At 62.8% G+C, this 16,720-nt stretch carries 14 protein-coding genes; all 14 read left to right on the top strand.

Translation table 11 applies throughout. The features are described from left to right. The first annotated feature begins 4 nt into the window (after positions 1-4). Complete coding sequence (locus BG83_RS0122690; RefSeq protein ID WP_024978888.1) at positions 5-283, top strand: DUF1488 domain-containing protein; 279 nt, start codon at positions 5-7, stop codon at positions 281-283. Between the two features lie 10 nt (positions 284-293). After that, on the top strand, positions 294-1,841 hold the full coding sequence (locus BG83_RS0122685; RefSeq protein WP_080693721.1) for a thymidine phosphorylase family protein: 1,548 nt from the start codon (positions 294-296) through the stop codon (positions 1,839-1,841). A gap of 25 nt (positions 1,842-1,866) precedes the next feature. Then, on the top strand, positions 1,867-2,355 hold the full coding sequence (locus BG83_RS0122680; RefSeq protein WP_235193249.1) for a hypothetical protein: 489 nt from the start codon (positions 1,867-1,869) through the stop codon (positions 2,353-2,355). Positions 2,356-2,652: 297 nt separating this feature from the next. Beyond that, positions 2,653-3,738 (top strand): efflux RND transporter periplasmic adaptor subunit, encoded by a 1,086-nt coding sequence (locus BG83_RS0122675; protein ID WP_024978885.1) that lies wholly within the window; start codon positions 2,653-2,655, stop codon positions 3,736-3,738. Continuing rightward, positions 3,738-6,851 (top strand): efflux RND transporter permease subunit, encoded by a 3,114-nt coding sequence (locus tag BG83_RS0122670; RefSeq protein WP_024978884.1) that lies wholly within the window; start codon positions 3,738-3,740, stop codon positions 6,849-6,851. Before BG83_RS0122675 ends, BG83_RS0122670 begins: the two co-directional genes overlap by 1 nt. Next, on the top strand, positions 6,848-8,104 hold the full coding sequence (locus BG83_RS0122665; RefSeq protein ID WP_024978883.1) for a TolC family protein: 1,257 nt from the start codon (positions 6,848-6,850) through the stop codon (positions 8,102-8,104). The genes BG83_RS0122670 and BG83_RS0122665 overlap by 4 nt, the downstream gene beginning before the upstream one ends. A 45-nt stretch (positions 8,105-8,149) precedes the next feature. Next, positions 8,150-8,674 (top strand): cytochrome b, encoded by a 525-nt coding sequence (locus tag BG83_RS0122660; protein WP_024978882.1) that lies wholly within the window; start codon positions 8,150-8,152, stop codon positions 8,672-8,674. Between the two features lie 35 nt (positions 8,675-8,709). Further along, positions 8,710-11,001 carry a heavy metal translocating P-type ATPase gene (locus BG83_RS0122655; RefSeq protein WP_024978881.1) on the top strand — a complete coding sequence of 764 codons (2,292 nt, stop codon included), beginning with the start codon at positions 8,710-8,712 and terminating at the stop codon, positions 10,999-11,001. A gap of 5 nt (positions 11,002-11,006) precedes the next feature. After that, the gene (locus BG83_RS0122650) at positions 11,007-11,651 is read left to right on the top strand and encodes a hypothetical protein (protein ID WP_024978880.1); all 645 of its coding nucleotides are present in this window, start codon (positions 11,007-11,009) and stop codon (positions 11,649-11,651) included. Then, positions 11,648-11,815, top strand: a complete 168-nt coding sequence (locus tag BG83_RS29575) for a hypothetical protein (protein ID WP_160169399.1) — start codon at positions 11,648-11,650, stop codon at positions 11,813-11,815. The genes BG83_RS0122650 and BG83_RS29575 overlap by 4 nt, the downstream gene beginning before the upstream one ends. A gap of 161 nt (positions 11,816-11,976) precedes the next feature. Beyond that, complete coding sequence (locus BG83_RS0122645) at positions 11,977-12,267, top strand: hypothetical protein (RefSeq protein WP_024978879.1); 291 nt, start codon at positions 11,977-11,979, stop codon at positions 12,265-12,267. A gap of 14 nt (positions 12,268-12,281) precedes the next feature. Beyond that, complete coding sequence (locus BG83_RS0122640; protein ID WP_024978878.1) at positions 12,282-12,986, top strand: ABC transporter ATP-binding protein; 705 nt, start codon at positions 12,282-12,284, stop codon at positions 12,984-12,986. Then, the gene (locus BG83_RS0122635) at positions 12,980-15,349 is read left to right on the top strand and encodes an ABC transporter permease (protein ID WP_024978877.1); all 2,370 of its coding nucleotides are present in this window, start codon (positions 12,980-12,982) and stop codon (positions 15,347-15,349) included. The genes BG83_RS0122640 and BG83_RS0122635 overlap by 7 nt, the downstream gene beginning before the upstream one ends. Next, entirely contained in the window at positions 15,346-16,515 is a 1,170-nt protein-coding gene (locus BG83_RS0122630; protein WP_024978876.1) for an efflux RND transporter periplasmic adaptor subunit, read from the top strand. The genes BG83_RS0122635 and BG83_RS0122630 overlap by 4 nt, the downstream gene beginning before the upstream one ends. The last annotated feature ends 205 nt before the right edge of the window (positions 16,516-16,720 follow it).

The following is a 16,720-nucleotide window of genomic DNA, read 5'->3' as shown; positions in this document are numbered from 1 at the left end:
CATCATGAAACAGATCAGGTTCCTGCCTGACGACCCGACATACTGCGCAGCGGGTCCGCGTCTGCAATGCAGCGCGTCGGTCGATGGCAGCTCCGCAAGCTATGCAATCACGGCCGAGGCCCTTGAGGACCATTTTGGCGCGCGCTCCTGCCAGTCGGACGATCTGCTCAGTGCATTCAAAGTGCACCGCAGTGATATCGAAGAAGTCGCACGCATGCTGTTCGAGCAGACCGGTTCCAAGGAGATCACGCTACACAGCGGGCACTTCCGGTTCGCCGGTTGATGCGCGTGTCATGAGCACCCTCTCCATGCTCGCGGTTGACGCAGCCGTTGTGCCGCAGGGGTGCCTCCGGTTCAAGGCGCTTGGCATTGACACGTGGCAGGAGCATGTCATCTACATGCACCCGGACAGCGCGATCTGCCGGTCGGAGGGCTTTACCGCGCAGGCCCGTGTGGAAGTCCAGATCGGGCAGCGATCGACGATCGCCACGCTGAACCTGGTCGGGTCGGGGCTGCTGGAAAAGCATGAGGTGAGCCTGTCAGCCAGCGCGGTCGATGCATTGATGGCGCGCCCGGGTGACGAGATCTGTGTCAGGCATGCGCCGTCGCTCGAGTCCCTGCGCGCCTTGCGGGCCAAGATCTATGGTGGGCATCTGGACGCCAAGCAGTTGCACGAGATCATCGCGGACATTTCGAACGAGCGCTACGCCGATGTCCATATCGCAGCCTTCCTGAGTGCCTGTGCATCGGGCCGCATGACCATCAAGGAAACCATCGACCTCACACAAGCCATGGTCGACTCGGGCGAGCGCCTGCAGTGGGATCGCGCCGTCGTGGCAGACAAGCACTGCGTGGGCGGGTTGCCCGGCAATCGCACCAGCCCCATCGTCGTTGCCATCTGTGCGGCGGCGGGGCTGCTGCTGCCCAAAACCTCATCACGCGCCATCACCTCGCCGGCGGGTACCGCAGACGTGATGGAAACGCTCACCCGGGTCAACCTGACCGCTGCCGAGCTGCGATGCGTTGTCGGGCAGGTTGGGGCATCGCTTGCGTGGGGCGGGGCGTTGAGCCTCAGCCCGGCGGACGATGTGCTGATTCGCGTGGAAAGGGCGCTCGACGTCGACAGCGATGCACAGCTCGTGGCGTCCATTCTTTCCAAGAAGATTGCAGCCGGGTCCACGCATGTGTTGATCGATGTGCCCGTGGGCCCGACGGCCAAAGTCCGCAGTGTCGAAGACCTCGAGCGCCTTGAAATGCTGCTCAAGCGCGTGGCCCAGGCATTTGGGGTGCAGGTGCTGATGGTGCGCACGGATGGCGCGCAGCCCGTTGGCCGTGGAATTGGCCCCGCGCTGGAAGCCAGAGACGTTCTGGCTGTACTTGAGCGGTCTCCTACGGCGCCTTTCGACTTGCGGGAACGGTCTTTATTGCTCGCCAGCGCATTGCTGGAGTTCTGCGGCGCAGCGGTTGCCGGAACGGGGCTCGACATGGCAACCGGCCTGCTGGATAGCGGCGCCGCATGGCGGAAGTTCGAAGCGATTTGCGAGGCGCAGGGCGGCTTGCGCATCCCCGGAGAAGCCGTCTTCCGCCGAGACGTCGTTGCCGAGCAAAATGGCATCGTCACGAACATCGACAACCGCCACCTTGCGCGCATCGCAAAACTTGCGGGCGCACCGATGCGTCAAGTCGCGGGGGTGGAAATGCATGTGCGACTGCGCGATCAGGTCAGTGTTGGGCAGCCGCTGTTTACGATTCACGCGCAAGCGTCCGGTGAGCTGGAGTATTCGTCGGCATATGCGTTGACGCATGCTGTGGTGGGTCTGTCTCCGATGGACGCGGGCTGATATCAAGCACTAAACGAAAGGCACATTGCGTTACAATCTTGAAATGCCACGTGCGACCGCAAGCATCTCGCTTCGGGCAATGCTGTTGTTGACCATCGTGTTGATGCAGCTGCTAAGCCCGCTTCTGCACGGCCATCTCGGAACACCGAAACAATTTGGCCTGCACGTGCACACCGCGCTTCCTGCTGCGGTTGATTCTCATTTCCAATCTTTACCGTTTGCCCACCGCGCTTCCATCAAGGAATCGGTCGACGCCGCCCCTCATGACTGGGCATTGACGAACCACGAGCCCTTCGAGGTGGACGTCGAGCCCGCCCTTGGCCCTGCGGACCTGGGTGCATTTCTTTGGGCAGCGGCGGCGCCGGGAGTATCCGCGCTGACGTTCCTCCTGCTTGCGGCGCTTGCTTTCGCCGCAGTATTTCGTCCCGCCTATCGCCCAACGCCCGTTCGAGCGCGCTGGCGCGATCGCATCAATCGGCCGCCTCCTGCCCAGGCACCTCCGCTGCAGTTCTGATCCGTACCCGGTTGACGGCCGGCGGGCGGGTTGCTCCGCAACTTGTTGACTTGCAACAAGCCTCTCGTGTCTGCATTGGCGATGATGAATGTGTCAGAAGTGTTGTCTTCTGATTCATGGCGCACGCCTGACGCTACGCGGTGGTAGCAACTCCACTTCCATCGGCCATCCACCGTAAGAGTTTGTCGTTCGCGTCGCATGGAAATGCTGAGCGACGGTTGATCTTTAGGTCGCTCGCGTATGCGCGGCAATCAGAGGTAGCGTCCGTGGCGCTGCCTCCGAGGATTGGAGTCAGGCATGTCTTTCAAACGAATCGTCGCGGCCAGTGCGTGTATTGCGCTGATCGCGTTTCCCCTTGAGCAGGCCGCTGCCCAAGCAGGCCCCCAGGTGGTGCCGCTATCGGCTGAGCAGGCGCGCTCCCTCGGCGTGCGCTTCAGCCCAGTCGCCGCTTCTTCAGGGCTGGAGGTCGGCACGCATGCGCGTGTCGTCTTCAAGCCAGATGCACAATATGTGGTGGCTGCCCCATACGCGGGCATGGTGCCCCGGGTGTTGGTGTCGGTCGGGCAAACCGTCCGGGCGGGCCAGCCGCTGGCCGGTTTTCTGAGCCCGCAGCTCTTCGAAACCAGCCGCGCACTGACGGAAGCCAACTCCCAGGCGCGGCTCGCGCAGCAGTCGCTCGCGCGCGACAAGGCGCTGTACGACGACGGCATCATCGCTGCAAGCCGCTGGCAGGCCACGCAGGCGCGGGCCGCTGAAGCCAGCGCCATGGTCAAGGCGCGCAGGGCAGAGCTGGCCTCCGCAGGCATCGCATTCAGCGGCGCGGGCGGTGAGGCGCAATTGGTTGCCAGCCGTGGCGGTGTGGTGTCCGAAGTCAACGCCGTTCCGGGGGCGCGAGTAGACGCGGCGGCACCGCTTTTCAGGATCGTTGATCCGGCGGCTCTGGAGCTGGACCTGCTCGTTGGACGCGACATACCGGTGCCGGCCCCAGGCGACCGGGTCGAGATCGCACAACGCGGCGCGGGCGGCACCGTCATCGGTGTTGCGCCTTCCGGTGATGGCACTGCTGGTGTGCGCGTGCGTGCGTCGCTGGAGCGACGTGGGGACCTGCGTGCCGGAGAGAGCGTCAACGTCACGCTCAAGCTGCGCAGCGCGGCCAATGCAAACGCGCCGGGCCTGCTGCGGGTTCCTGTGGCTGCGCTGGTCTACGTGCGGGGTGTGCCCGGCGTATTCGTCGCGACCGACAAGGGTTTCCGCTTCCAGGATGTCGCAGTCGCCAGTACAGACGACGCCATCGCCGTCGTCCGTGCCAACCTGCCAGCGGGTACACGCGTGGCGGTGACAGGTGTCGGCGCGCTCAAGGGCTTGCTGGCGGGAGAGCAGTGATGTTGCCCCGCCTGATTGAGTTCTCTTTGCGCCAACGCGTGCTGGTGCTGATCGCGGCTGGCGTGCTCGCTGTGGCCGGCGTGTGGGCGTATCTGAACCTGCCGATCGACGCGTTTCCCGATATCTCGCCGACGCAGGTCAAGGTCGTGCTGAAGGTGCCGGGCATGACCCCGGAGGAGGTCGAACAGCGGGTCTCGACGCCTATTGAGCAGGAGCTGCTCGGCCTGCCGCACAAGACGATCGTGCGCTCGGTATCCAAATACGGCATCAGCGACGTGACGGTCGATTTTGAAGAGGGGGTAGACGTCTACTGGGCGCGCCAGCAGGTATCGGAGCGCTTGGCCGGCTTGGCGCGTGATCTGCCGTCGACCGCAGTGGGCGGCCTGGCGCCTATCACCACGCCGTTGGGCGAGATGTTCATGTTCACGGTGGAGGGCGATGGCTATTCCTTGGCCGAGCGGCGCCGCGTGCTGGACTGGGTGATCCGGCCAGCGCTGCGCACCGTGGCAGGCGTGGCCGACGTCAACGCCTTGGGCGGCGAGGTGCGCAGCTATGAGGTAACACCCGACCCAGCCCGGTTGCGCGCACGCTCCGTCACCCTTGAGCAACTGCGTCAGGCGCTGGACGCCAATAATCGCAACGACGGGGCAGGGCGGCTGGACCGCGGAGACGAGCACTGGGTCGTGCGCGTGGAAGGTGGCATACGCGGGCTGGATGATCTGCGTGCGATTGTCGTGGTACCTGCGCAGAGCCTGACTTCCGCCCCTGCGGTCACGGTTGGTGATGTTGCGACCGTGCGGCTGGGTGAAGCCACCCGCAACGGCGCTGTCAGCAAAGACGGCAACGGTGAAGCGGTTGAAGGGCTGGTGCTGGGCCTGCGCGGCAGCGATGCCCGCAAGCTGGTCGAGGCGGTGCAGGAGCGGCTGGATGCGCTAGGGCCCCAGTTGCCGAAGGGCATGTCGACCCACGTCTTCTACAACCGCGGTGAGCTGGTAACACGGGCGGCCAATACTGTGGTTCGCGCCTTGATTGAGGCCAGCGTGCTGGTCGTCATCACCTTGTATCTGTTCCTGGGTGGGGTGCGGTCGGCCCTGGTCGTGGCGGCCACACTACCGCTGTCGATGCTGGCGACCTTTCTCCTGATGCGCTATGTGGGCCTGACGGCCAACCTGATGAGCCTTGGGGGGCTCGCCATTGCACTGGGCATGCTCGTGGATGCAGCCGTAGTCGTGGTCGAGAACATCGAGACGGCCATGGCGCGCGCACAAGATCACAAGACCGATCCTGCCCTGCGCGGTGCGGTCATCCGCCATGCAGTGGCAACGGTAGCGGTACCGATGCTGTCGGGCGTGTCGATTATTGCCATCGTGTTCCTGCCGCTGCTGTCACTGCAAGGTCTGGAGGGCAAGCTCTTCGGGCCGGTGGCGCTGACCATCGTGCTGGCGCTGGCCTCGTCCGTGGTCATTGCCTTTACGGTGGTCCCGGCGCTCGCTTCTTTGCTCTTGCTTGCGCATGCAGATGAGCCACCCTGGTTGATGCGTAAGGTCGCGAGCGGTTTTGCGCGAATCCAGGCATGGACGACAACGCATCGCCGCACGGTGTTCGGCCTGGCCGGGGCGGCGTTGGCGCTGGCCGTGGTGTTGTACATGTCGGTCGGCAAGACATTCATGCCGACGATGGACGAGGGCGACCTGATCGTGCAGTTGCAGAAAGCACCGTCCGTTTCGCTAACGGCTTCGCTGGACATGGACCAACGCGTGCAGCAGGCGCTGCTCAAGGAGGTGCCGGAAATACGCTCGATCGTCGCACGCTCGGGTTCGGATGATCTCGGCCTTGACCCGATGGGGCTGAACGAAACCGATACCTTCCTGGTACTCAAGCCCAAGGATCAGTGGCGCGGCAGCAAGGAAGACATCGCGATTGCGATCCGGCGCGTGATGGAGCGCTTCCCGGGCGTGATCTACGGCTTCACGCAGCCCATTGAGATGCGTGTCTCGGAGATGCTGACCGGCACACGTGGCGACGTTGCCATCAAGCTGTTCGGCAGCGACCTTGCTGCCATCGACGCAGCCGCGCAGGCCATTGCTGCCAAGGTCCGCACCATCCGGGGCGCGGCAGAGGTGATTGCGCCCAGCAACAGCGGCGTGCAATACCTGAAAGTGTCACTGAACCGCGCTGCGGTCGGTCAGGCTGGCTTCTCCGGCGACGCCCTCCAGGCGCAACTGCGCGCCCTGATCGAGGGCGACCGGATTGGCGTGGTGCCCGAGGGCATCGTCCGCACGCCGTTGATCTTGCGTGGCGGAGCAGGCTTGCGGCAGGCGCCCGAAAACCTGACCAACCTTCTGGTAACGGCACCCGACGGCAAAGCATGGCCGCTCACCTCTCTGGCACGTATCGAACGCGTGGATGGGCCCGTGCGTATCAACCACGAAGACGGCGCCCGGTTTGCCGTGATCCAGGCCAATGTTGACGGTCGTGACCTGGCGGGTTTCGTGCAGGAAGCCCAGGCAGCAGTCGGCGGTATTGGCACGTTGCCAAAAGGATTGCGGGTGGTGTGGGGTGGCCAGTTCGAGAACCAGCAACGCGCCGCAGCGCGCCTTGCGTTGGTTGTCCCATTGGCCCTGTGCGCAATCTTTCTCTTGCTGATGTTGACGTTCCGCTCGGTGCGGCAGGCAGTGCTGGTGGTTGCCAACATTCCGTTCGCGCTTGTCGGCGGCATTGCGGCGCTGCGGATATCGGGCGAGTACCTTTCGGTGCCGGCCTCCGTTGGCTTTATCGCATTGCTCGGGATCGCGGTGCTCAACGGCGTGGTGCTGGTTTCGCACTTCAACACGCTATTGGAGTCCGGCTTGGGTATGGCGCAAGCCGTGCGCGACGGCGTACGCGACCGCCTGCGGCCCGTCCTGATGACGGCCTGCATTACCGCACTGGGGATGATTCCGCTACTGCTGGCAAGCGGGCCGGGGTCAGAGATTCAGCGGCCGCTGGCCATCGTCGTATCGGGCGGGCTGATCTCTTCGACTGCGCTGACGCTGCTTCTTCTACCCCTGCTGTTTGAACGCTTTGGGTTGCCTCGGCCGCGTGCGGCCGCCGGGCAGGGAGATTCACAATGAGGTTGGACCTGTTTCGCATCGTATTGGCGGGAGCTAGCGCGATGCTGCTTTGGAGTGCCGCAGCGCAAGCGCAAATCCCGCCGACCTATCTGCCGGCGGAGAGCGCAGTGCGCGAGGCCGTCGCGCAGTCGCCTGACGTGCTTGCGGCAGAGGCCCGCCGCGATGCCGTACTGGCTCGGGCAGAAGGCATCCGCGCTGGCACAGCGGAAACTGTGGTGCGCGCAATTGGCCAAGGGCGCCAGGTACGCGACCCCTCAGAGCGCCATGCCGAAGGGCAGATCGCTGTGGAGCGGCCGTTGCGGCTTTGGGGCAAAGCTCAGGCCGATGGGCAGCTTGCCGATGCCGCCGCCGAGGCTGGGCAGCTGGCCGTCAAGGATGCGCGCCACGAGGCATCGCGCCAGATTCTGGCACTCTGGTTTGCCGCCGTGCGTGCAGGGCAGGCACGCCAGGCGGCGCAGGAGAATGCCAAAGCGGCCACTGATCTGGCGGCGCTGACTGCCCGGAGGGTGCAACTGGGCGATGCCTCTCGCCTGGATGCTGAATTGGCCGCCGCCGATCGGGCGCGCACGCAAGCTGCGCTGGCGACAGCCGTTGCTACGGAACAGACGGCGCAGGCGGAGCTGCAAGCCCGGTTTCCGGGGTTGGGCCACCCCACGTCTGGCCCCGACACCGCGCTGCCTGCATTGCCGCAAGATCCACCAGATCGATTACGGACACAGTACATTCAAGACAGCCACGAATACCGTCTTGCGATGGCAGAAGAGGCCCAGGCACAACAAATGGCCAAGCGTGCAGATCTGGAGCGTCGGCCTGACCCGACCGTCGGCATGTTTGTTACGGTGGAGCGCGGCGGTGCGGAACGCATCATGGGCGTAAGCGTTGCCATGCCGATCGGTTCGGCGCATCGGCGCTCAACGGCTGCTGCGGCGGCGGCCGATGCGGAAGCGGCAGCTCGGCGTAGATTGGGTTCTGAGCGTCGGCTGGGTGCCGAGTTCGACGTGCTCTATGGCAACTTGCAAGGCAAACGAGCGAGCGCGCAAGCGCAGATGGAAGCGGTTACGCTGCAGAAAAGCGCATCCGACAGAGCAACCCGTTCATATCGCGCAGGTGAGTCGGGCTTGACTGAACTACTGGCAACGCGCCGTAGTCTGGCTGAGGCTCTGCTTGGCGAGCGGCTCGCCCGCGTCGACCTGCTGGAGGCAGACAGCCGCCTCCAGCTCGATCTGCACCGGATGTGGGACTTTGACGATTGACCTGCTCCAGCCTCACCCCTTACTCAACACATTCTGGATAACGCTATGCAATCTGAACCGAAATACTCCCTCACCATGCGCTCGCTCCATTGGCTCGTGGTTCTGGCGGTGTTGATCGCCGTCGTGGCCATCGAAATCATGGATTTCTTTCCGAAAGGCAGCGCCGAGCGTGCCGCTCTGTTCATGGTCCATCAGACAGCAGGGCTCTCCGTGCTCGCCCTGATGGTGTTGCGCTTGCTGGCCCGGGTGGGCACGCAGGCACCGCCTCCCGTGCCGGGCACACCGCTGGTTCAGCTTGTCGCGCGACTCACGCACGGCGTGCTCTACGTCCTGATGGTGGGGATGCCCGTTTTGGGTTTGCTGGCGCTGGCTTTGGCAGGCAAGCCGATTCAACCGTTCGGACTGAATCTGACGCTGGCGTTGGCGCTGGACAAGTCGTTGGCCCACTTGGCCAAGGAAATTCATGAGTCGGGCGCGACGGTCGTTTATATCGTGGTCGGGCTGCATGCCGCCGCGGCGCTCTGGCATGAGTTCATCCTGAAGGATCGGCTGCTGCGCCGCATGATCTAGCCCACATGAAAACTGCGCCGACAAGAGCCTCAGCGATGCACTCCGCGCGCTTGCTTGCCAACGTTGCATTGCTTGCTTTGTCGGTGCTGACCTTGGCGGCAGGGTTATGGGCGCGGTACCTCGGTGCCGATGTGCTCGCGCGGCAACTCTGGCTGATTGGCGTCGTGCCGAACTGGGTGGCCCTGGTCGTCACGATTGTTCAGTCACTGATGCGACGCCAGGCCGGGGTGGATGTTCTGGCGGTGACGTCGATTACCTTTGCGCTCTTGTCGGGCGAGGTGCTGGTCGCCTCGGTCATTGCGTTGATGCTCGCGACCGGGCGCGCGTTGGAAGACTTTGCCCAAGCGCGTGCGCAGCGCGAGATGACTGCGCTGCTTGGCCATGCACCCAAGCGGGCCAATCGCTTCGACGACGGGCAGTGGCATCAGGTCAGCCTGGAGAAGGTTCAAGCGGGTGACCGGTTGCTGGTGCGGCACGGCGAAGTCGTGCCGGTGGACGGCACCTTGTCCGAGCCTGCCGATCTGGATGAATCCACGTTGACAGGAGAATCCCTCACCCGCCATCGCCAGGCGGCAGATGCCATTTGCAGCGGCGTGCTGAATGTGGGCGCCGCTTTCGAAATGATCGCCAGTGCGTCTGCCGAAAAGAGCACGTTTGCGGGCGTTGTCCGGCTGGTCAGTGCAGCGCAGGCAGAACGTAGCCCCTCCGTAAGGTTGGCTGACCGGTACGCCTTTGCCTTTGGGGGCGTCGCCGTTCTCCTGGCGGGGGCAAGCTGGATCCTTACCGGTGATTCGGCGCGTTGTCTTGCCGTGCTCGTCGTGGCCACGCCGTGCCCATTGATCCTGGCAGTGCCTGTCGCCATCGTTTCAGGGCTATCGCGTTGCGCCAAGCGAGGCGTACTGGTCAAAGGCGGCGGCGCATTGGAGCGACTGGCGTTGGCCGACACGCTGTTCTTCGACAAAACGGGCACCCTGACCAGCGGATATGCACGATTGGTCGACGTCGAATGCGCCCCGCAATACGCATCCGATGTTGTGCTGGGCTTGGCCGGTTCACTCGCACAGGCATCGAATCACGTCACGGCAGAAGCCGTCGCCAAGGCCGCGCGCGAACAGGGCGCGACGCTGAAACTTCCGAGTGCCGTTGTCGAGAGTCCGGGAGCCGGCGTTTGCGGCCGCGTTGAAGGGCATGTCGTTTCCATCGGCGCGTTGCCGTATGTCTTGGGTTCGTCTGATATGCCGCGCTGGGTGGAAGCGTTCGTCAAGCGCGTGAGCTATGCCGGTGCGTCGGCTGTCTTTGTCGGCGTGGATGGTGAACTGGTGGGCGCATTGCAGTTGATTGACCGCGTTCGCCTTGAGGCACCTCGCGCGCTGCGGCTCTTGCGTCGAGAGGGCATCACACGGCAGGCGATGTTGACCGGGGACCGGGCAGACGTTGCCGAATCCGTCGCATCCATGTTGGGGGTGACGGAGGTCTATGCGGCCCTGTCTCCGGCGGCCAAGCTTGCGGTGATCCGGGGTGCACGCGCCGACGGCAGGGTGGTCATGGTTGGCGATGGCGTCAACGATGCGCCTGCGCTCGCTGCTGCGGACATTGGCGTGGCAATGGGTGCGCGCGGCGCTGCTGCCTCTTCGGAAGCTGCAGACATTGTCTTGTTGGTGGACCGCCTGGATCGGCTCGTTGACGCGGTCCGGATAGCGCACCGCACACGCCGCGTCGCGCTGCAGAGCGTGATGATCGGCATGTCGTTATCGCTGGCCGCTATGGTTGTCGCTGCACTCGGTTATCTGGCGCCTTTGCCAGGCGCAATGCTGCAAGAGTTCATTGATGTATTGGCGATCGCCAGCGCGTTGCGAGCACTGCGGCCAACAGAAGACGAGGCAACCCGGTCACTCGTCTCTGCAGACGTCGAGCGCCTCACGGCCGAACACGCGGAGCTGGAACCCATCCTGAGCCGGATCCGCGTGGTCGCGGACTCGCTGCCCCATATGGCCGGTGGTGCGGCAAAAGCCGCGCTGCTATCGCTCAACCAGTCCTTGGCAGACGTACTGGTGCCGCATGAGCGCCGCGACGATACCCAGCTCTATCCGGACGTCGCCCGCCTGCTTGGTGGGGATGACCCGATGGCTGCCATGAGCGCCATGCATCGCGAGATATTCCGCGTGACAAACCTGTTGGGCCGGATCGTGGCGGATGTTTCCTCCGACGGCCCTGACGCCGCTGTGACACAGGAGCTGCAACGCTTGCTGTATGGGCTCGATGCCATCCTGCGGCTGCATTGCGCACAAGAAGACGAACTGTTCCATGTGCTCGGAGGAGAGGCTTGATCGTCATGACAAACCTGCTCGCATTGTTCGCGACCGTCCTGCTGCTGAATGTGATGCCGGCCTTCGCACCGCCGACGTGGATGGTGATGTCATGGATCGGCTTCTCACGGCCTGATGCCAACCCGGTGCTTCTTGCGGGCATTGCCGCTTGCGCGGCAACCCTCGGCCGTCTGGTTCTGGCGCGGCTATCCTGCTCGCTCGTACGCAATCGCTGGATGCGCGAGGCGGATCGTCAGAACATCGACGTTGTCCGCGCCTGGCTCGAAGACCGCAAAGGTATGACGGTCGGGCTGATGCTCGCGTACGCCTTCAGCCCGTTCCCGTCCAATTACATCTTCATAGCCTACGGCTTGACTGGGATGCGGCTTTGGTTGATCGGGCTTCCGTTCTTCGTTGGCCGCTGGATAAGCTACCTGACCTGGACGCGCATTGCCCAGATTGGTGCCCGTTATCTGGATGTGGAAACGGAGATCGACGGCGCGTATATGGGTGTGTACTTCGTCGTGTCGCAGGTCGTGTTTCTGGCGCTCGTTTATGGGTTTGCCAAACTGGATTGGCAGTACCTTCTGCAAGCGAAGCGTCTGCGCTGGCGGCGACCGGATTCAATCGCATCGTCCGCCAAAGCCGCACGGACAAAGGCAGGGCGATGAGCAGACCCACAAGCTTTGAGTCGGGAATGCAATGGGCAGCGCCTGGTTCCGGACCGGTCGTCGCGCATGTCATCGACAGTGCGCATCTGGAGTGGGATATCAACTCACTGAATACGCGGCGGATTACCGATACGTTGGCCCGTCAGCGCTGGCATCTGTACTGATTGAGGTAGGTCAACGTCTGGCGGGCAAATACAAGTAGCCTGAAAGAACCCGTGCGCTGGCCCTCTCTTCTTCGCCCGGAAAACCCTGCCCAGACATGCGGGGGCAGAGCTTGAGGAGGCTGGCATGCATGACAGCCCCGTATGCTTTGCAGGAGATCGATATGTCGGCCTGGGCAATTGAACAGTACCGGGGCTGCTCTATTCATATCTTGGCGGTCGTTGGGCGGTGCGATGAATTCAAGTACGCCTACACCGGCTTTGTCTGCTCGCCCAAGTCAGCCGCGCTGGAATATCCCAAATTGGAGCGCTTCCACCACGTCTCTCCGGACTTTGATTCTGTGGATGTTGCAATTGCGGCAGGCATGCAGGTCGGAAGGGCAATCGCAGAACGCTGGACGTCGCTTTCTGGGCAGCGCCGAACATCTGAGCGGCTTACTCGCCAGCCGCCTTAGCCGACTGGTGTGTCGTGGAAACGGTGTTCAATATTCAGGCCGTCAGCAAGGTCTATCCAATGGGAAGCGTGAGCGTGCGCGCCCTGGAACACGTCGATCTGGAACTCGGGTCGGGTGAGATCGTTGTGCTGCTCGGGGCATCGGGCAGTGGCAAATCCACGTTACTCAACCTGATGGGCGGGCTGGATACACCAACAACCGGTTCCATCGTGTATCGGGACCACGATCTTTCCCACGCGGGGGAACGAGGTCTAACGCGATTCCGCCGGGAACACGTTGGATTCGTCTTTCAGTTCTACAACCTGATTCCAAGCCTGACTGCTCGCGAGAACGTCGCACTGGTGACGGACATCGCAGAGCACCCGCTGGACCCCACTGAGGCCCTGAACAGGGTCGGGATCGGGGCGCTGGCGGATCACTTTCCCTCGCAGATGTCGGGGGGTGAGCAGCAACGTGTTGCCATCGCCCGCGCTGTCGCAAAGCGGCCAGATGTCCTCCTGTGCGACGAGCCGACAGGCGCATTGGATTTCCGGACGGGGCAACTGGTGCTAGAGGTGCTCGAACAGGTGAACCGCGAGTTCGGCACCCTGATCGTCATCGTCACGCACAACGCCGTCATCGCCGACATGGCGGATCGTGTCGTTCGCATGAGCAGCGGCACCATTGTCGAGCAACGCCGCAACGCTCAGCGTGCCCGCGTGGGGGATCTGGCATGGTGACCATGCTTGTCCGGCTACTCTGGCGAGACCTCTGGCAAATGCGGGCGCAGGTGGTGGCGGCGGTCTTGGTTGTCGGATGCGGCGTTGCTACGTTTGTGGCGATGCGCAGCACCTATCTGGCTTTGTTGAACGCCCAGCAGGACTACTACGCGTCATACCGCTTTGCCGATCTTTTCGTGCATCTGAAGCGCGCACCACTGGAGACGGCTTCGCGCATTGCTGCATTACCGGGGGTGTCACATGTGGACGCACGCGTGGTGTCAGATGTCACGGTCGACATACCCGGCCTTTCCGAGCCAGCCACGGCGCGCCTTGTTTCGATCCCGGAACTCGGCTGGCCCGCGCTGAACCTGTTGCATCTTCAAAGCGGCCGATACATTTCGCCGGGCCGCGAAGACGAAGTGCTGGTCAGCGGGGCCTTTGCAGATGCCAATGGCCTGCGCCCCGGTCAATACTTCAGCGCCATCTTGAACGGCCGCTGGAAGCGCCTGCACATTGTTGGCCTTGCAATCTCGCCGGAGTATGTCTACGAGGCAGGCGCCGGCTCCATCTTCCCCGACAACCGTCACTACGGCGTGGTGTGGATGGGAACGAATGCGGTTTCGGCAGCGTTCCGCATGGACGGCGCTTTCAATGATCTCGTGTTGTCTCTCGATGCAAGCGTGCCCGCGCCGCACCTCATGGCGCAGATCGATCGAATGTTGTTGCCGTACGGCGGACTTGGAACAATCAGCCGTGAAGACCAGATATCGAATCGGTTCATTACCGACGAAATCGCACAGAATCGCGTGACTGCTACCTATGTGCCGGCCATCTTTTTTCTCGTCGCGATGTTTCTCTTGCAGAACGTCCTGACCCGGCTGATCGATACACAACGCTCGCAGATCGGCCTGATGAAGGCGTTTGGATACGGTGATCTTTCAGTAGGTTTGCATTACCTGCAGCTCGGGTGCGTCGTTGCTGCGGCGGGTACTGCTATCGGTATTGGTGGCGGATTGGCATTAGGGACGTATCTGACCGATCTCTACGCCCGGTACTATCGGCTGGCTCACCTCGAATTTCGCGCCGATCTTTCGACGATGGCCTGGGCGTTCTTCATCAGCTTCGGAACGGCACTTGGCGGTGCCATCATGAGCACTGCGAAGGCCATGAGGTTGATGCCCGTCGAGGCGCTTCGCGCAGTCGTTCCTCCGGCGTTTTCAGTGGGCTGGGTGGAGCGGGCGGGCATCTATCGGCAACTCAGCGTGGTGTGGCGAATGATTGCGCGCAATATCGCGCGCCAACCCGTCAAGTCGCTCCTTGGTTCCTTAGCCATTGCATGCGCGAGCGCGATTCTTGTCGTCGGCGGGTTCTTCTTCGATTCAATCGATTTCTTGTTCGATACGCAATTTCAGCAAATCGAGCGCCAGGAAGTGACGGTGGCCTTTTCTCAGCCGTTATCTCACCGCGCCGTCTACGCGATCGAGCGTCTGCCCGGCGTGCTGAAGGTCGAAGGGTTTCGCGATGTACCGGTCAAGCTATCCGCTGGGTATCGGTCTCGGCGCGTGTCGCTGAGCGGAATCGCTCAGAAGGCAGATCTGCACAGGCTGGTTGATGATGAGGGCAGACCGCTGCATATTCCCCCGGATGGCTTGGTGGTTTCGGCAAGACTTGCCGCCGTTCTTGGCATAAAACCCGGTGATCCGGTCACCATCGAAGTGCTTGAAGGCGAGCGTCAAACCAGACAGGTCACGTTGATGCAGCTGTCCGGCGATCTGGTGGGCGTCGCGGCCTACATGGACCAGAAAGCGCTGGCGAAACTGCTGGGGGAGAGCGGAAACTGGTCAGGGGCAAGGCTGTCAGTCGATCAGCATGAGGCTGCGCATCTGTATGCGACGCTCAAGCGGCTGCCGACGGTGAATGCGGTGGCCGTTCGCCAGTCCGTCATCGCCAGCTTCCGTAAGATCATGGACGAAAGCGTTCGTCTGTCCACGTCCATCAACTTCGCCTTTGCCTGTGTGATTGCGTTTGGTGTGGCGTTCAATGGCATGCGAATCGCTTACTCGGAACGCGTTCAGCAGTTGGCTTCCCTGCGCGTGCTCGGGTTCACGCAGGCCGAAGTCGCTTGGATTCTGCTTGGGGAGCAGTTTGTGCTCACCGCCATTGCGCTCCCAGCCGGACTCCTGCTTGGCTATGGCGTGTGCGGGCTCCTCTCGACTCGGCTGGCAACTGACTTATACCGCCTTCCGCTCGTGGTTCATGCCGCGACCTTCGCTTACGCATTCCTTGTAGCGGGTGGGGCGGTTGTGTGTTCGGGGCTGCTGGTGGCGGCCAAGATCAGACGGCTGGATATCGTCGCAGTGCTTAAGGCCAGAGAATCATGAAGCGCGGCGCTCTGCGAAAGTCCCTTGCTCTTGCTGGTGCCGCGCTTGCGTTGGCATTGACGCTCGCTTACGCGCTCTGGCCAACGCCTGCGACAGTGGACACAGGGCGCGTCACACGTGGGCCGCTTCAAGTCACGATCGACGAAGACGGCGAAATTCGTGCGCATGACCGTTACGTCATCACGGCACCGATCACAGGCCGACTGCTTCGCGTTGAACTGCATGAAGGCGATCAGATTAAAGGCGGGCAGGTGATCGCCGCTCTGGTGCCAGTGCCGATGACGCCGGGGGAGCGAGCTTCGCAACGGGCGCGTGTTGATGCGGCAGAGGCAATTTTTCGTGAGGCCCAGGCGCGGGCCGCTCACGCCAGGGCGGACTACGAACAGGCTCGCCGAGACCTGGCCCGGGGCGAAACGCTTCTGAGCAGCGGTGCCATGTCAAGGCAGGAAGTGGAGCAGATGCGGACCATGTCTGCCTCCAGTGCCAGCGATCTGTCCGCAGCACGCGCGAGGGAGACGTCGGCCGCAGCCGACGTTCGTGTCGCGATGGCAAATCTGAAGGCGTTGGAAGCAGGGCAGCCTGTTGAAGTCCGGGCACCGGCCAACTCAGTGCTGCTACGCATCGAACAGCAAAGTGAGCGCGTCGTGCTCGCAGGTACGGTCCTCATGGTCTTAGCTGACCCTTCGCGCTATGAACTGGTGGTCGACGTGCTGTCGACCGATGCTGTCAAGATCAGCGCCGGCATGCGTGTATCGGTCGTGGAGTGGGGTGGCCCATTGGCGGTCAACGCCACGGTACGGACAGTCGGCCCGGGGGCGTTTACCAAGGTGTCGGCGCTGGGGGTCGAAGAGCAGCGCGTCCATGTTGTCGCGGACCTTGTGGACCCACCGGGAAGATTGAATGATGGCTACCGCGTACAAGGCCGCATCATCATCTCGGACCAGCCTGATGTGCTCAAGCTGCCAATCGGCGCGTTATTCCGCTGCGGTGACCACTGGTGCACGTTCATCGTCAAGAATGGAAAAGCTGTCCAGCGAATCATTCAGATCGGGCAGCGCAACGCGGAAGAGGCCCAGATACTCGATGGGCTTCAGGACCACGACACTGTGGTCACGTATCCCCCAACGACACTAAGTAACGGCATGAGCGTGCGCCCCCTGAAATAAGCCTCTGAACGCCCGCTGCGTACCGGGGGGATACTTGCTCGGCCCCGAAGCGACGCGGCGCGTTGGATACCACCGAAGCCGAGCTCAGGCTCATCGTGAGTGTCAAATTTCGGTGATACCCGGCCATTGGGCGGATGCTTCTGCCAGTACCGTGCCGTCGCCAGTGGCCGACGCCACGCACGGCCGTTTCAGCATCGCAAGAGCG

This window comes from Ralstonia pickettii (assembly GCF_000607165.1).
Taxonomy (GTDB): Bacteria; Pseudomonadota; Gammaproteobacteria; order Burkholderiales; family Burkholderiaceae; genus Ralstonia; species Ralstonia holmesii.
Note: the sequence above shows the minus strand (reverse complement) of the source record. Positions and strands in the feature narration are given on the sequence as shown.

Excerpts from the sequence above, each read along its gene's own strand:
- BG83_RS0122675 (WP_024978885.1), top strand. The coding sequence starts at position 2,653 with ATGTCTTTCAAACGAATCGTCGCGGCCAGTGCGTGTATTGCGCTGATC.
- BG83_RS0122690 (WP_024978888.1), top strand. The coding sequence starts at position 5 with ATGAAACAGATCAGGTTCCTGCCTGACGACCCGACATACTGCGCAGCG.
- BG83_RS0122660 (WP_024978882.1), top strand. The coding sequence starts at position 8,150 with ATGCAATCTGAACCGAAATACTCCCTCACCATGCGCTCGCTCCATTGG.
- BG83_RS0122650 (WP_024978880.1), top strand. The coding sequence starts at position 11,007 with ATGACAAACCTGCTCGCATTGTTCGCGACCGTCCTGCTGCTGAATGTG.
- BG83_RS29575 (WP_160169399.1), top strand. The coding sequence starts at position 11,648 with ATGAGCAGACCCACAAGCTTTGAGTCGGGAATGCAATGGGCAGCGCCT.
- BG83_RS0122665 (WP_024978883.1), top strand. The coding sequence starts at position 6,848 with ATGAGGTTGGACCTGTTTCGCATCGTATTGGCGGGAGCTAGCGCGATG.
- BG83_RS0122685 (WP_080693721.1), top strand. The coding sequence starts at position 294 with ATGAGCACCCTCTCCATGCTCGCGGTTGACGCAGCCGTTGTGCCGCAG.
- BG83_RS0122655 (WP_024978881.1), top strand. The coding sequence starts at position 8,710 with ATGCACTCCGCGCGCTTGCTTGCCAACGTTGCATTGCTTGCTTTGTCG.
- BG83_RS0122635 (WP_024978877.1), top strand. The coding sequence starts at position 12,980 with ATGGTGACCATGCTTGTCCGGCTACTCTGGCGAGACCTCTGGCAAATG.
- BG83_RS0122645 (WP_024978879.1), top strand. The coding sequence starts at position 11,977 with ATGTCGGCCTGGGCAATTGAACAGTACCGGGGCTGCTCTATTCATATC.
- BG83_RS0122630 (WP_024978876.1), top strand. The coding sequence starts at position 15,346 with ATGAAGCGCGGCGCTCTGCGAAAGTCCCTTGCTCTTGCTGGTGCCGCG.
- BG83_RS0122670 (WP_024978884.1), top strand. The coding sequence starts at position 3,738 with ATGTTGCCCCGCCTGATTGAGTTCTCTTTGCGCCAACGCGTGCTGGTG.